We start from the raw sequence: 13,605 nt of genomic DNA on the forward strand, positions 1-13,605 counted from the left end.
AAAATGTCCTTAATTATTAGAAGAGTTAATTAAAAGGAGGGACGACATGTATCGATATGTCAGTTCGCCACAAGCGTCGAGATACATCGTGCCACCACCTCAACATCGTGAGTTGTCGAGTGTGGATGTGCCTGAGTCTGAATTGGAGATGCGAGAAATTCTAAATAATTGGTTTGCCGATGGTTTGGCTCCAATTATTCAAAGTGAAGACGATTATATTTCTGCAAGTGACCAAGTTCGATTTGAGAAACTCAGCCGCACGGTTGGCATGTTATTGAGGAACAAAGACTATTACTTTGCGACTAAGCGTATCTTGTCGTTGTGGGAACAAGACTGCCTTGAAACTACCTATGTCAATTATCTCATTCTACGCAGCGAAAGAGCCACTTCGTTAAGGTGATCAAACGCAGTCTGGGCTCGCTGACCATGATTGCTTGTTTTGAGTGTTTATGAGGACTTAAGTTTGCTAAGAAAGTAGACAAACAAAAAGGGCAAGCTTTGAGGCTCACCCTTAAGGTTCTTTCTTTCTTTACTTAACGTTACAGTTTTTACTAACCGCTATTTTCACCTAATTCTATACAGGTGCGACTTATACCCAACCATCAAATTTCAGTCGTTTTTGAATTCTCTCGACCGCTTCTTTCTGCATCTGTCTAACTCGCTCATTAGACACGTTCACATCCAACATTTCTCCCACTTCGGATAGCGTCTTCACGTTGTTATCGAAGAAACCAAAACGGTGAATAAGAACCTTCTGCAATTTAGGTGGCAGTGTGTTTATGATCTGCTCTAGCGCATGTGTAAATGATTGGTCTTCACAATCTTGTTGAGGGTCGGGGATGCATTCACTTTCGCACTGTTCAAGTACGAGTGGCGCGTGGCTAATACCAACCGTTGTTGTTACATCAATAAACCCGCTTAATGCGACCAGTTGATCGACACGTTCAGCTTTTACACCTGAGCTATTCGATAATTCTGAGATCGAGATTTCTTTGCGCATTTTTTTGCTTACATCGAGCTTCTTTGATGCAAGGCTATTAATTTCTTTGCACAAATGAGCAGGTAAGCGAACGGTACGACCTTTGTTCATTAAAGCCGCTTCAATATTTTCGCGAATCCACCACACAGCATAAGTCGAAAAACGATAGCCAGGTTCAGGGTCGTATTTATCGATGGCCTTGATCAAGCCAATATTCCCTTCTTCGATGAGGTCGAGCAGTGTGAAGTTGTTGCCTTTGCGTTTTAGATAACTTTTTGCGATTTTTACAACGAGGCGTAGGTTCGATTCGATCATTACGTCGCGCGCTTGTTTGTCACCCGCACGATTCAACTTTGCGTAATACAATTCATCTTCACGCGACAACAGATCAATGCCCACAATATCTTTTAGATAGTGAGCATAAGGTTCTGTAGCAGTAGAAAATGATTCTTTAATGGGAGTTTCATTCGTGAGCCCCTGAAACGCAGCAAAACTGTCATTGTTCATTTCCTTGTCCTTTTTTAGCCGACTGAACGTTTTATTTTTTTATTATTATGCCACCAAGTGATTAACGCTTGGTTTCATTAGAGTGTAGATAACAGTTTCTTCTTTACCAATAAATAAAATGCAATTTCGTGTGTTACTGTCACAAAAAGAACTACAAATATTTAACTAAGTTGCATCTTATTGAGAGGGGCGTTATTGCAGATAAAACATGAACATGCAGGGTTTATAAAGCACGTGTTATGCATCGTTATATGTAGATAAGTGAGGTGAATTTATAGGTGTATTTGGACTCTGTAATTGACAGGGAGTAATGAAGAGAAAATGGCAAGAGTCGAGGTTCAATGTTGCCAAAGTTCCCCAACTCTTTAATCTGTACAGCTGGTATTGGTCACTGCGTAACGTTTGAAAATCTGTTGTCAAACAAGCTCAGTGAATTTATTAATAAGTGCTAAGCACTTCATCAATTTGCTGATTAATGATCTTTACTTCGCTGTAGATAACCGAAAGATCATCATCTTGAGGCGCAAGTTTATTAAGCGTATTTTGCTCGACTCTTTCTAAGGCCACAGTGGCCGTTTCTTCGCCGAAGCTGGCTAAGATGCCTTTCAATGTATGCACCGTAAAATGAAGCTTGCCCCAATCCTGCTGCTGTACCAGTTCTTGTATCTCTTCTAATGAATTGCCATGGTCTTCTTGATACACAGACAGCACAGCGAAAATTACTTCTCTGTCATTATCTAAGTAGGCATTTAAAGCATCAAAATCTAGCATATAGACTCCTGTCGGCTGCTTGTTGAAAATGGACTAGGTGGTTTAGTGGAAAAACCATACCTTGATGAATCACTGACCCACTGGTTCCATCTGGGTGGAAGTTCTAGTTGTGTCAATTCTTCTATGTATTCGTCGCTAAGGTTTGCTTCTATTTGAGCGTTATTGACGGCATATAGATAGTCAAGTTTAGCGGCGACTGAATAGGGGTAATTGTGAATGTAATCTTTTAATTCTTGGATCGACCCCGAATTTCCAATATTGATGCAGGTCGAAGGGTCGGCTGTGTTTGACGCAAGTTGCTCCTGTACCTGCTCGCCGCGCGATTTAAGGCATTCTGCGACTAAGTGGTATAAAGAGTATTCGCCAAAATGACTGAGCAAAGGCAGCAGCTGAGCGAGCAGCGAAGTGGGTTGGTTGAAAAATTGATTCGATAAAAGCTTGGTTGCTCGTATTACTTTTTTATGTGCAACCGATGGGCTGTTTTCTATCAGCAATATACTGCTTTGAAACAGAGCAAGGCTTGCTAACACTTGTTGTTGTAGCTTTGCTGGCAGCTTTAAATTAACCAGCTCAGTAAATTGGTTGGCGTGCTCAAGTAACATCCGTTTGTTCTGTGTTTGAGTTTCACGTTGATAGGTCGCTTTCAGAGAGTCGTAATGCGTACCTATGGAATGAATAAGATCAATGTCAGCGGACGAAATGTGTGTCGCATACATTTCCCCAAGCTTAATTAGCATATGGGTATTGTCTGAGTTTTCAGCTAAGTCGATCGCTCTGATTGCTCTGTGGCTGATGCTTGGTGTCATTTCAAATGCGCGAATCGCCAATTTGAGAGCAGGTAACAGCATCTTGTGCTTTTCATAGATGCAGCTTAAGCAATCAATCACGTTCAATGACAATGGCTGAACAATCAGATAATTGTGCAGTTTCTCTATCGCCAGGTTTGGCTTACCTAAGCTGTCTAAAATTAATGCCTCAGCCACTAACTTGGTCGGGTGCATTTTCGTTTTCGAGTTAGTGATAACATTCGACAGCAAGTCCCACTTTTGACCTGCAATTAAGTGTTCAATCAGTGTCGCTTCGAACTGAACATTCACTTGGTTACTGGGGATGCTGAGCGCCTGTTTAAGTAAGTCTGGTGTGTTAATCGGGTAGAGACGATTTAGTTGATCGATTTGCTGCGACTCGAACACCGAACTTTGGATTTTCTTACCTAATGATTGAGTATGAATCGGCTTAGAAATGAAATGATGAGCCTCGCCTGAAAGGGCGGTTAATACCGTTTCTTGGCGCATGTCACCAGAGAGCAAAATCGTCGCGACTGTGTGGTCGATAAGTCGATTTCGATACAGAATTCCCAATAATTCAAAACCCGTGAAAGATTGCTCTAAGTGGTAATCAATGAGGAGAACGTGAAAAGAGTGCGTCTCGACCGCTTTAATGGCTTGTCGATAATCGGTTGCAATAAAAATGCAGTCACGCGCAATGCCAAGGCTCGCCAATTGTTGCTTGATAAGTATCGTTGCACTTTTAGAGTCGTCGACAATCAAAACCCGTAGGTCTGGTGGTAAGGTCAAATCCATTTTCCTCAATACCAAATGTTATGTTTAATTTAGGTGTCAGGTTGCACATTGTCAAGGTGTCTAGATCACATGTAATCGCTCAATAAACTATTGGTAATTAAAGAGTATTCGATAACATCAATGAAACTCGTTCTATGGCTATTTTTTGACCTGTATTTTGCATGGTGATACCAGCTTTACCAACAAAAAGAGGCAAGCTAATAAGCTTGCCTCTTTACTCTGCACTCGATTGTTTTACTTTCTATTCTTGGCTTTGTTGTCGATATGGAAGCCTGAAAGGAGCTTCTAAGTCTAATCTCGCATATTAAGGATTAATACCGCAGCTAATGCTAAGAATGCCGTCATCATTAAGAACACATCGTTATAAGCCATGATAGCGGCGTCACGTTGCATGGTTCCAAGTAAGCTCGCTTGCGCTTGTTGCATTGCTGTCGCGGCATCACTTCCTGATTGGATAAAGAACGCTTGTTGATCTTTGAGCGTTTGCCAACCCAATTGGCTCACTGAAGGCAGCGACTCTTTGATATGAGCCAAATGCTCGCGCGTTTTGTTATCTAACAACGTAGCAATAATCGCGATACTAAAAGCACCCCCTAGGTTGCGCATTACGTTGGTTAAGGTCGAAGCGTCAGGTGTGTCCATTTTGCTGATGTTTTTCATCGCAACCAAAGACAGGGGAACCATAATAAACGGGCTACCGATAGCTCGTAGAACCATGGACAAGATCAACTGTTGGCCACCAAAATCAATCGTCATATGTGTATTCACGTAACAACTGAAGCCAAACATCGCGAAACCAAAGGTCACCAAGTACTTAGGCTTAATGATTTGCGTCAGCTTAGGGACGATTGGGAATATCAACAACTGTGGGAAACCCATCCACATCAAGACTTCACCAATCTCCATCGCGTTATATTGCTGAATTTGAGTGAGATACATTGGCAAAACATAAATAGAGCCGAGCAGCGCCATCCCTAGAATCAAATAAGCGATACAAGACATAGCAAACTGCCCATCTCGCAATAGCCGCAAATTCACCAGCGGTTTTTTGTGTTGGAGTTCGTTTATCACGAAGTAAACCAAACTTACTGCAGACACAATACTCAAACCTATGATGAAGCTCGAACTGAACCACTCTTCACGGTTACCTTCTTCTAGCACCACTTCCAAACAACCGAGCCCTAACGCCATGGTCGCGATACCAAACCAGTCAGCTTTTTTCAGCGTGCCAAGGTCGAGTTTCTCATCATCCAAGCCATATCGGATCATGGTGATCACGAGCAAAGCCGGTGGAATATTGATGTAGAAAATATAGTGCCACGAGAAGTTCTCAGTAAGCCAGCCACCAAACGTTGGGCCAATAGACGGAGCAAACGTCGCTGTTACGCCGAACAATGCCATACCCACGGCACGCTTGTTGACAGGCAAAAGCTGAATCACTAACGAGAAAGCAAGAGGGATTAAAGCACCACCACTAAAACCTTGCATCGCACGGAATACAATCATCGAGGTCATGTTCCAAGAGAACGAACACAACAAAGATGAAATGGTGAAAATAGCCGTCGTCCACGTAATATAACGACGTTTACCAAGCGCTTTAGAAAGCCAACCACTGAGTGGGATAGCAATCATCTCTGCGACTAGATAAGACGTAGAAATCCACGAGCTTTCATCTAAGGTGGCAGATAGCGCACCTTGAATATCTTTGAGAGACGAGTTGGTGATCTGAATATCCAAAATCGCCATAAACGCGCCAATCAAACCGCCAAATAGGGCGATCCAATGACGTCTTGAAACCTCGCCATCATCATTAGTGTGGGTGACAACACCAGCGTTACTCATGGTCTAGCCTCGTTTATCGATGGTCGCTACCACAGACAAACCAGGAAGCAGTCGACCTTTCAACTCTTGCTGATCTGGAATGATGATCTTCACCGGTACACGTTGAACGATTTTAGTGAAGTTACCTGTCGCGTTTTCTGGCGGCAGTAGCGCAAACTTTGCACCAGTAGCAGGGGAGAAGCTGTCTACAACGCCTTCGAGTGGTTGTCCCGGGAACGCATCTAATTCAACTTCTACGGATTGACCTTTATGAATGCCGCTTAGCTGTGTCTCTTTGAAGTTAGCTTCAATCCACACTTGGTTGTTTGGTACTAAACTCATCAATGGCGCGCCTGCTTGAATCAACAAGCCTTCACGTACGCTGCGTTTGCCAATTACACCATCTGCTGGCGCGTACACTTTGGTGTAATCAAGGTTAAGTTGTGCTTGATCTCTTTGCGCTTGAGCTTCAGTTACCGATGCGTTTGCTTGTTCTATCTCACTAGCAATAACGGTTAATTGATCGTTGGTCGCAACGAGGTTTGCTTTTGCTTCTTCGAGATCTGCTTGAGTGACTTTTTGCTGTGCGGCCATGCTGTCGACTTCATCTTGAGACGCGTAGTTACGTTTTAGTAAGCTACGAGAACGTACCACTTGCTGAATAGCACGTTCGTATTCAGCTTGTGCGGAATCGACACGGCTTTCTGCTTGGTTAATTTTGCTACGTTGTAACGTTTGTTGTGCCACTAGATTTTTTACGTCTGATTGCACCACGCTTAAATGGGCATTGGCTTGAGCGAGTGCTGACTGGTAATCACGGTCATCGATTTGAACCAACAAATCACCTTCTTTAACCGATTGGTTATCACTCACATAAGACTTAACGATATAGCCACTTACTTTAGGACTAATATTGGTAATGTCGCCTTGTAGGTAGGCATTGTCGGTTGACTCGAAGTACTGGCCATAGCCATACCAATATCCAGCGCCAGCTAAGCCCAATGACAGCATGATCGCAGTAGCAATAAGCGGTGCTTTTTTACGTTTTTTTGTGCTTACTGGTTGCGAAGCGTTGTTGTTCTCTGTCATTTCTCTTTCTCTTTTTGCTCTTATTTAGATGTAACGAATTGTAAATGAATCTCATTGATTGATAAGATAGGAAAAAAGAGAAACACTGTTGCAAAAATCTAACTAATAGCGAGTTTGGGAGATAAGTATGGACTTGAATGCTGTGACTGTTTTTACACAAGTGGTTGATTGTGGGAGTTTTACGCATGCCGCTGAGGCGCTCAACATGACTAAATCAACCGTCAGCCGAAAACTGGCAGAGTTAGAACAGCATTTAGGTGTGAGGTTGATCACTCGTTCGACACGAAGTTTAGTGTTAACGCCAGAGGGTGAGCGCTTTTATCAGTCGAGTATGCAGATGCAAGAGATCATGAACCAAGCTGAGTTAGAGGTTTCTGCCAATCAAGACTTGATCAGAGGCCCTCTCAATGTGGTTCTTCCTGTCGAGCTTGGGCATCAAGTGTTAGCGCAATACATTCACAGTTTCTTAAAAGAACACCCGAATGTGACTTTGAATTTGGAATTGACCAATCGAGAAGTCGACATCATTGCGGAGGGTATTGATCTATACGCGCAAATTGGTGAATTGGTGGATTCGAGTCTGGTGTCTCGATATCTCACCACTTCAAAAAGAACGCTTGTGGCAAGCCCTGAATATCTGGAACAGTTTGGAGAAATCAAAACGCCCTCAGACTTAAAATCTCCATTTCGTCTGATTGAAGTGGTAAATAAAGCTGCTCGTTTACCTAAGTGGCATTTGCAGTTGGAGGGAGGTGAGTCGGTATTGATCGATTTACCTTATCAGTTGAGGGTAAATACGATTACTGCGTGTCTTACTGCTTGTGTGGATGGACTTGGGTTAGCGGTGTTACCAGAGTTTATTTGTAGAGAGCACTTTAAGACGGGTAGGTTAGTTCGCCTATTGCCAGAATATGAGATGCCGGAAGTTTCAGTAAGCTTGGTTTATGCCGACAGACAACTGATGCCCAAGCGCAAAAAGGTATTCATTGATTATCTACTCACGGCATTTCAAAGCCGCAAGCATGAGTAGCTTTTTTCTAACCACTCTTAAGTCGCGACACAAGTATTCAGTTCTTTAGTCCGAAATAGAAAGCCAAAGAACTGAAGAACTCACTAGCGAAAAAATAAGAGTTCGATCAATTGAGCTCTGGTTTCCACTCTACGACTTGTCCATTACTTAATACGGCTTTGATAGACGTTGCCGCAACATCGACACCGTTTGGGTGAAATGCTTGGTCAGAGAAATTCGCGATGATCTTACTGCCATCATCAAACAGGGTTTGTTGAACCTTACCGCTATTGTCTAACCATATGAAATCGACTAATTGTTTATCCCATAGCTGCTCATGTATTGGCTCAAATCCATCTTGATAGTGCTTCAAAGCCTTAAGCCTTGGGCTTGAACTCGATAACGCTTCATCTCGTGTTAAGTGAACCATCGCTGGCGTATTGTAAAGCATGGCAGTCAAATCACGATTGGCTTTTGCATTGGTGAATTTCAAGCTGTCTGAATGCCAGTGGTGGGTGTTAATCACTTCGTCGTGAAATACGGCTTGGTATAGCGGAATTCGGTATTGAGACGAAAACAGCAATGACTTGTAGGGTTCTTTGACCTTAGCGGACTTGAAGAAAAAGTCAGGTTTATGGTCTGGATACCAACGACCCAAGTAATAAGGTGATTGGTGGTCTTCTTTCATTTCTTTATCTGACCAACCAAAGCCGACCGTTTCTAAGCCGTGTGCAAACGCGATGCCTTTTGTCGTCAGGCTATTGCCATCTTCAGAACCAAGCACCAAATCTGGTTGCTCGCTTAACCACTGCATTCGGTTATTGAAGGCAGAAAGCATATCCGACTCACTGCTGTTATCGCTGTAGTCCTCACGCGCCATCGCAGTCGCATCAACATCTAGGAACAGGCTATTGAAGTGACCAAAACGCATGATGTCTACAGCGCGCTGTTTTACGTAACCCAAATGGCAATTCGGATTCAAGTAAAAACCGTTTCCTCGAAATCCTTTTTTCAAACTGCCATCCGCCATTTCAATAGCACAACTTTGACGCATCGGCTTTGGTAATTGGGCGGTTAGCCAGTTGTCATTGAGCTTCGCAGGAATGGCTGTGTTGTAGGAGTCATAGGTTCCAACCAGATAACCAGATTGTTTAGCCAGTTCAACGGCATTCGGTTGATAGAAAGCTGGTATCCAGTTATCGAAGCCTAACCAAAGCTTGTTTAATCCTGCTTTGTTCAGATTGTTGACCATATCCGATGATAAGGCTTGCCCCCAAGTTTCAGGTGCATTGAGATAAGAGGAAGCATGCTTAATCAACCAGCTTTTCTTGCTCTGAGCTGCGGTATGTTGAGCTTTAATGGTGTTATCAGCCAGTGTTGGTGTTGCAACAGGATACAAGCTTTGTAATGACTGGCTAATAGAGTCCAACAGCAGCTGTTTGTGATACTGGCTAAACCAATTTTTGCTTTTAGACAGAGGGGATAACTCTCGCTTTGCTTCACCTGAAATGTTTAATTGAGAGCCCTCGAGATACCAGGCTTTTAATCCCCACCAATCGCTCACATCTTGGATGCTCAATGGGTCTTTACCAAACAGATAAACGTGGCTCGCACCAATTAGCTTGCTCACGTCAGGGCTACGCTTTTGCTTTTCGACAAGTGATTCGGAGAGTCCATTTTTAATGCGCCAATCTCGGTATTGTTTAGCGCCATCTAACCAAGAGTCTCCAAGTGTTATCCGAACCGTAAAAGGCTGTGATTGATTCAACGTTGTAAATTGGTGCGAAGCGCTCATATCAATCTTGGTCTTCTCATCAGAGGACGTGTCCGATGGCACATCCGATGGCGCATCAGAAAAGAACAATTGGTTGTTTGTCGGGTTAATCAACTGATAACTGATGAATTGATCGTTCTGTTGTACCGTCCAAAATTGCATTTTTAAGTCTTGAGTGGTGTTACTTCCTGAATGGTTTTCGACTAAGTAATTGGCCCATTGCTTGTTGTTGGTCGGTACGCGAATCCCCTCACTAAAGGGCAGAAATAGAGTCTGAGTTTGTTGTTCTGCTAGGTCAAACCAAACGAGTTCAATGGGGTGATTTCGCTTTACCTGTGTGTTTGAAGGTAAGGTGAATTGGACGAGAAGATTATCTTGCTTCAACTCAGCTTCAACATTGATTCCGCTCGGCATGAGTGTCCAAGATGCCTTGGTTTTTGAGTTTATGACTAGGTGAGTAACTTTTTGAGGTTGACGATCAACGGTCAAAGCAGTGCTATTCACGCTTAAGCCATTCCAATCTATCGCTAATGTTTTTGTTGAAATCGACACTATGTTGTTGGCGTTGTTGGTGGTGTGGCTATTGCTTATAAGGGCGATTTGATTATCTTGTGCGTTTGCAGAGAGCGCACAAGTCGTGAATAGAGCCGCAATAGCAAAAGACGTAAAATTAAGTTGATGACGAACGTTGACCATATCTAGATTCCGTAAAGGGTAAGTACGGTCATTACACCCAAGTCGCGTTGGTGTTTTGTCACCTATATGTCTCTATTCTTTCCCTTAGGCGTTTAATGCCATTGTATAGCGAGCTTAACTTAGAAAGGCATCGCGACACGCTGGACATATTGGATTTCAATCGCACCTTGGTATTCAAACATTTCAACCGATGCACTCAAATGTTTGGCTTTAGTTGCCGAAGGGCTTTCTGTCGGAACTGTTGTTTCAAGTGACTTGATTGGTACCTTGAAACCTAACATGTCGTAGTTTTCATCAAACCATTGCCAACTCACATTGGTGTCCGGGCAGTTGTCGATCACCTTGGGTGGCGTTACCACAATGCGCGGGTCGTTGAGTTTGCTTTCGAGTGTTAGCCATCGCTTGTTATCGTCTAAAGCAACAATAATAGGGTAGTTGTTCGAACCTATCGTTAACTGATAAACACCCGATTCCGGTTTGATGAACATCTCACTGGTTTCGATCTCTTGATATTCGACATCTGAATTGAGTTGCCCGTCGATAACCACTTTCCCCTGAGGTGAAACCAAAGAGATACGCTGTGTTTGATCGTCTACTGCTTTATTCAACTGCTCCGCAGACACTTTAATCTGATAGCCTTGTGATGAAAGACCGTGGCGTTTGATAAAGCTGACTTGGATGTGATTGTTGGGTGCAGCGCTTTGTTCAAGAGTGGTTCCACATTGAGTTCGACTTAGTATTTCTTGTTTAACGGGCAGCCAAAGCTGACTATTAAGCTCTGCCTGATCAAGCGCGATTTGAAGTTCTTGCCATGCCACTTGCGGCTGATTATCGAGCAGCGATTGATAGGTGTGTTGCAATGGCGTGTTTGTAAACCAAGCCGCATTACACGCAAAGGGTAATGTGCAGAACAGTGCTGTTAGAGAGCTTACTTTCATTGTGATTCCCCAGCCAAACGATAACCAACTCCACGATGCGTCTCTAGATTTAGCGTTGGTAGCTTTTGACGTAAACGCAGTATGTGGTTATCAACGGTTCTTGTGCTTGGGAATGCTTGATAACCCCAAATTTTATTGAGCAACTCATCTCGGTGAAACACACGACTTTGGTTCTGAATAAACAGTACCAAGAGCTGAAACTCTTTAGGTTTCAACGTGATTGGACTTTCATCCAGATAAGCGATCCGTTCCGACAAGTTGATTTGGATATTAGCGTAATTTAAGTGGCTAACACCTAACGGCCGAAGCTGCGTAATGACTCTAGCAAGCAATTCATCGTTCGAAAATGGCTTAGTCACGTAATCTTTGGCGCCTGCCATTAAACCTTCAACACGTTGTTGAACTTCAACTTTGGCGGTCAACACTATTACAGGTAGCGCTTTGAGTAGTAACCAATTCGGTAAGTGTCGCAAGCTATCGCCGTCTTCAAGTTGTCGGTCAAGCACCACGAGATCGGCACGTAACCACAGCTTACTGGCACTCTGAGCATCTTGCACCCAAAGGCATTGATAACCATTGGACTCAAAGAAGCTGACGAGGCCTTGCCCAAGCAGTGGGTCGTCTTCAATCAGCAGTAGGGTGTTCATAAGCGATTTCCAAAATACATCGGGTTGGATTACGGAGAATGATGAGACGGCCATTCGCTTGCTTCATCAAGTGTTCGACAATAGTCAGGCCTATGCCCATATTATCTTGTTTGTGATTGCCGCACGGTGTTGTTCTTGAAATAAGTCGTTGTATCAAAGAGGGGAAGTGACCCTCATCTTGTACCTCGATTCTCAGTTTATCTGCAAGGGAGACCTTAACTAAAACCTTACCTTGTCCGTGCTGCTTGGCATTCTTGATCAAGTTATCTAAACAGATGGTTAGCCAGTAATAAGGCAGGTTAAGTTCAACATCTCTTGCTTCACATTGATAAGCAATATTGTGCTTTTCGCAGACATGGTCGAGCCACTCTTCCAATGATGCATTTTGCTTCAACAAAGGTTCGGACTGATCCGAACTTAGATACACTTTGCTGTTTTCGGTGAGCTGAGAAAGCCTTTGATAGTCTGAGATTAAACGCCAAACTGCCCCTTGGGTCTCATCGGGAAAATCGTCGTAACGATTTCTGAACATCTCGACAGTTAGACCTAGGCTAGTAATTGGTGTGCGCAGTTCATGAGTAAGAAGCTGTAAAATGAACTGCCTCTCTTTTCGTTGTTTTGTTCTTAGGTATAAGACTCTGCCGAGTCCGGATAACAATGTAAACAGCAATGTAAAGATCAGAGTTTTCATGATCAGGTTGTCGTTGCTTGACTCGCTCAGGCACAGGTTACTGTAACGAAAAGAACAGCTTTCACCTGACAAGGTCACTTCTTGTTGCTCGGCAATAGGCTTCCAAATCTCCGATGGAATCGCTTTCCAACCTTGTTCGCCACTCAACCAAAGCACATCACCTTGTTGCCAAGCGCGGTATCCATTGAGCAGTGCTTCTCTGCCTTGTGCGGTTAAGTTTTCTAGCTTGGAAAATAACGGATGCAAAGGATTACTGATACTCAAAAACGGATGAATCTGCTCACTGTTTTCTGGGTAACGAGCTACGTAACGATCAGCGAAGCTACCACCTGCAGGGTGTCGTTTTGAGTGTGCCGCGAACCAGATTGAATCCAAAGGTTGTTGCTGACACACAGCGAGTTCGAATTCGATGGCATCGTTCAAAGAAGGGTTGGCACTTTCAATCGCTCGGCAGTGATCTTGTATCGAGGCTAGTGCGGCGATGTCTTCCCAACTGAATTTGTTGAAATCCGGGTAGCGGCTGCTTTCCTGAAGAAGTGCTTTCGGGTATTGGGTTAACTCTTTCTGAGAAACTGAGATAGGAGACGATTGCCAGCTCAATTGATACAGAGTTTGCCACTTGTCTTGCAAACTTTGGGCATTGGCTAGCGTAGGGAGCCAAAGGGTCAAACAAAGGGCTAATGTCAGCCTGCGCATCCAGTCATTCTCGTTAAAAGTTGTTGGGGTGAGTCTAAATTGTTTTGGTTAAGTTTTGTAACCTGAATGTCAACAAGTGCACTTTTGTTTAAAATTGTGATTAGCATGCCAATCAATCATCGTGAACTTGGTAAGTTCTGAAATCGGCACCATCAAATTGAACCTATCGACGAACCATACGCAACGAAAAGATAGATAAAGAAATTACGATATCAAACCCACATAAAAAACATATAAAACACCCACAAGCCACATCTGAAATTTTTATTTAAGCAATTGAGTTGTATCGTTTTATTTAATTGTAATGACGTTTTTATTCGATTGTGATGTTAGTGATCTTATTGGTCGCTAAAGTGACCTCATCAAAACGCACCCACTATATATGTTGGCAAATATTAGGGGGG

At 43.3% G+C, this 13,605-nt stretch carries 11 protein-coding genes; 2 read left to right on the forward strand and 9 right to left on the reverse strand.

What is annotated here, in order from left to right; genetic code table 11:
* Positions 1-46: 46 nt before the first annotated feature.
* Positions 47-400: a hypothetical protein gene (locus tag QWZ07_RS01490; RefSeq protein WP_192852580.1), complete on the forward strand. Its 354-nt coding sequence runs from the start codon at positions 47-49 to the stop codon at positions 398-400.
* A gap of 189 nt (positions 401-589) precedes the next feature.
* Here QWZ07_RS01490 and QWZ07_RS01495 read toward each other — a convergent pair whose 3' ends face one another.
* From QWZ07_RS01495 to QWZ07_RS01515, 5 genes are all read right to left on the reverse strand, one after another.
* Positions 590-1,486 carry a sigma-70 family RNA polymerase sigma factor gene (locus QWZ07_RS01495; RefSeq protein WP_192852581.1) on the reverse strand — a complete coding sequence of 299 codons (897 nt, stop codon included), beginning with the start codon at positions 1,484-1,486 and terminating at the stop codon, positions 590-592.
* A 438-nt stretch (positions 1,487-1,924) separates the two neighbouring features.
* Positions 1,925-2,257 carry an Hpt domain-containing protein gene (locus QWZ07_RS01500; protein ID WP_076670207.1) on the reverse strand — a complete coding sequence of 111 codons (333 nt, stop codon included), beginning with the start codon at positions 2,255-2,257 and terminating at the stop codon, positions 1,925-1,927.
* Positions 2,251-3,840, reverse strand: a complete 1,590-nt coding sequence (locus QWZ07_RS01505; protein ID WP_065112939.1) for a response regulator — start codon at positions 3,838-3,840, stop codon at positions 2,251-2,253. The genes QWZ07_RS01500 and QWZ07_RS01505 overlap by 7 nt, the downstream gene beginning before the upstream one ends.
* 291 nt (positions 3,841-4,131) lie before the next feature.
* Positions 4,132-5,682, reverse strand: a complete 1,551-nt coding sequence (locus tag QWZ07_RS01510; protein ID WP_065112940.1) for a DHA2 family efflux MFS transporter permease subunit — start codon at positions 5,680-5,682, stop codon at positions 4,132-4,134.
* A gap of 3 nt (positions 5,683-5,685) precedes the next feature.
* The gene (locus QWZ07_RS01515; RefSeq protein WP_099166694.1) at positions 5,686-6,750 is read right to left on the reverse strand and encodes an HlyD family secretion protein; all 1,065 of its coding nucleotides are present in this window, start codon (positions 6,748-6,750) and stop codon (positions 5,686-5,688) included.
* A gap of 127 nt (positions 6,751-6,877) precedes the next feature.
* On the opposite strand from QWZ07_RS01515, the gene QWZ07_RS01520 reads away from it, so the two are divergent.
* Complete coding sequence (locus tag QWZ07_RS01520; RefSeq protein WP_017105947.1) at positions 6,878-7,780, forward strand: LysR family transcriptional regulator; 903 nt, start codon at positions 6,878-6,880, stop codon at positions 7,778-7,780.
* 106 nt (positions 7,781-7,886) lie between these two features.
* On the opposite strand, the gene QWZ07_RS01525 is transcribed toward QWZ07_RS01520, so the two are convergent.
* From QWZ07_RS01525 to QWZ07_RS01540, 4 genes are all read right to left on the reverse strand, one after another.
* Positions 7,887-10,229: a glycoside hydrolase gene (locus QWZ07_RS01525; protein ID WP_192852582.1), complete on the reverse strand. Its 2,343-nt coding sequence runs from the start codon at positions 10,227-10,229 to the stop codon at positions 7,887-7,889.
* A gap of 119 nt (positions 10,230-10,348) precedes the next feature.
* Positions 10,349-11,167 carry a DUF2861 family protein gene (locus QWZ07_RS01530; RefSeq protein WP_192852583.1) on the reverse strand — a complete coding sequence of 273 codons (819 nt, stop codon included), beginning with the start codon at positions 11,165-11,167 and terminating at the stop codon, positions 10,349-10,351.
* Positions 11,164-11,814, reverse strand: a complete 651-nt coding sequence (locus QWZ07_RS01535) for a response regulator transcription factor (RefSeq protein WP_076670225.1) — start codon at positions 11,812-11,814, stop codon at positions 11,164-11,166. Before QWZ07_RS01535 ends, QWZ07_RS01530 begins: the two co-directional genes overlap by 4 nt.
* A complete protein-coding gene (locus QWZ07_RS01540) occupies positions 11,792-13,201 on the reverse strand; it encodes an ATP-binding protein (RefSeq protein WP_192852584.1) in 1,410 nt (469 codons plus the stop codon). The genes QWZ07_RS01535 and QWZ07_RS01540 overlap by 23 nt, the downstream gene beginning before the upstream one ends.
* Between the last annotated feature and the right edge of the window lie 404 nt (positions 13,202-13,605).

Source organism: Vibrio lentus, from assembly GCF_030409755.1.
Classification (GTDB): domain Bacteria; phylum Pseudomonadota; class Gammaproteobacteria; order Enterobacterales; family Vibrionaceae; genus Vibrio; species Vibrio lentus.

Bases quoted from the DNA above. Each gene is read 5' to 3' on its own strand.
- QWZ07_RS01490 (WP_192852580.1), top strand. From the start codon at position 47: ATGTATCGATATGTCAGTTCGCCACAAGCGTCGAGATACATCGTGCCA.
- QWZ07_RS01495 (WP_192852581.1), bottom strand. From the start codon at position 1,486: ATGAACAATGACAGTTTTGCTGCGTTTCAGGGGCTCACGAATGAAACT.
- QWZ07_RS01500 (WP_076670207.1), bottom strand. From the start codon at position 2,257: ATGCTAGATTTTGATGCTTTAAATGCCTACTTAGATAATGACAGAGAA.
- QWZ07_RS01505 (WP_065112939.1), bottom strand. From the start codon at position 3,840: ATGGATTTGACCTTACCACCAGACCTACGGGTTTTGATTGTCGACGAC.
- QWZ07_RS01510 (WP_065112940.1), bottom strand. From the start codon at position 5,682: ATGAGTAACGCTGGTGTTGTCACCCACACTAATGATGATGGCGAGGTT.
- QWZ07_RS01515 (WP_099166694.1), bottom strand. From the start codon at position 6,750: ATGACAGAGAACAACAACGCTTCGCAACCAGTAAGCACAAAAAAACGT.
- QWZ07_RS01520 (WP_017105947.1), top strand. From the start codon at position 6,878: ATGGACTTGAATGCTGTGACTGTTTTTACACAAGTGGTTGATTGTGGG.
- QWZ07_RS01525 (WP_192852582.1), bottom strand. From the start codon at position 10,229: ATGGTCAACGTTCGTCATCAACTTAATTTTACGTCTTTTGCTATTGCG.
- QWZ07_RS01530 (WP_192852583.1), bottom strand. From the start codon at position 11,167: ATGAAAGTAAGCTCTCTAACAGCACTGTTCTGCACATTACCCTTTGCG.
- QWZ07_RS01535 (WP_076670225.1), bottom strand. From the start codon at position 11,814: ATGAACACCCTACTGCTGATTGAAGACGACCCACTGCTTGGGCAAGGC.
- QWZ07_RS01540 (WP_192852584.1), bottom strand. From the start codon at position 13,201: ATGCGCAGGCTGACATTAGCCCTTTGTTTGACCCTTTGGCTCCCTACG.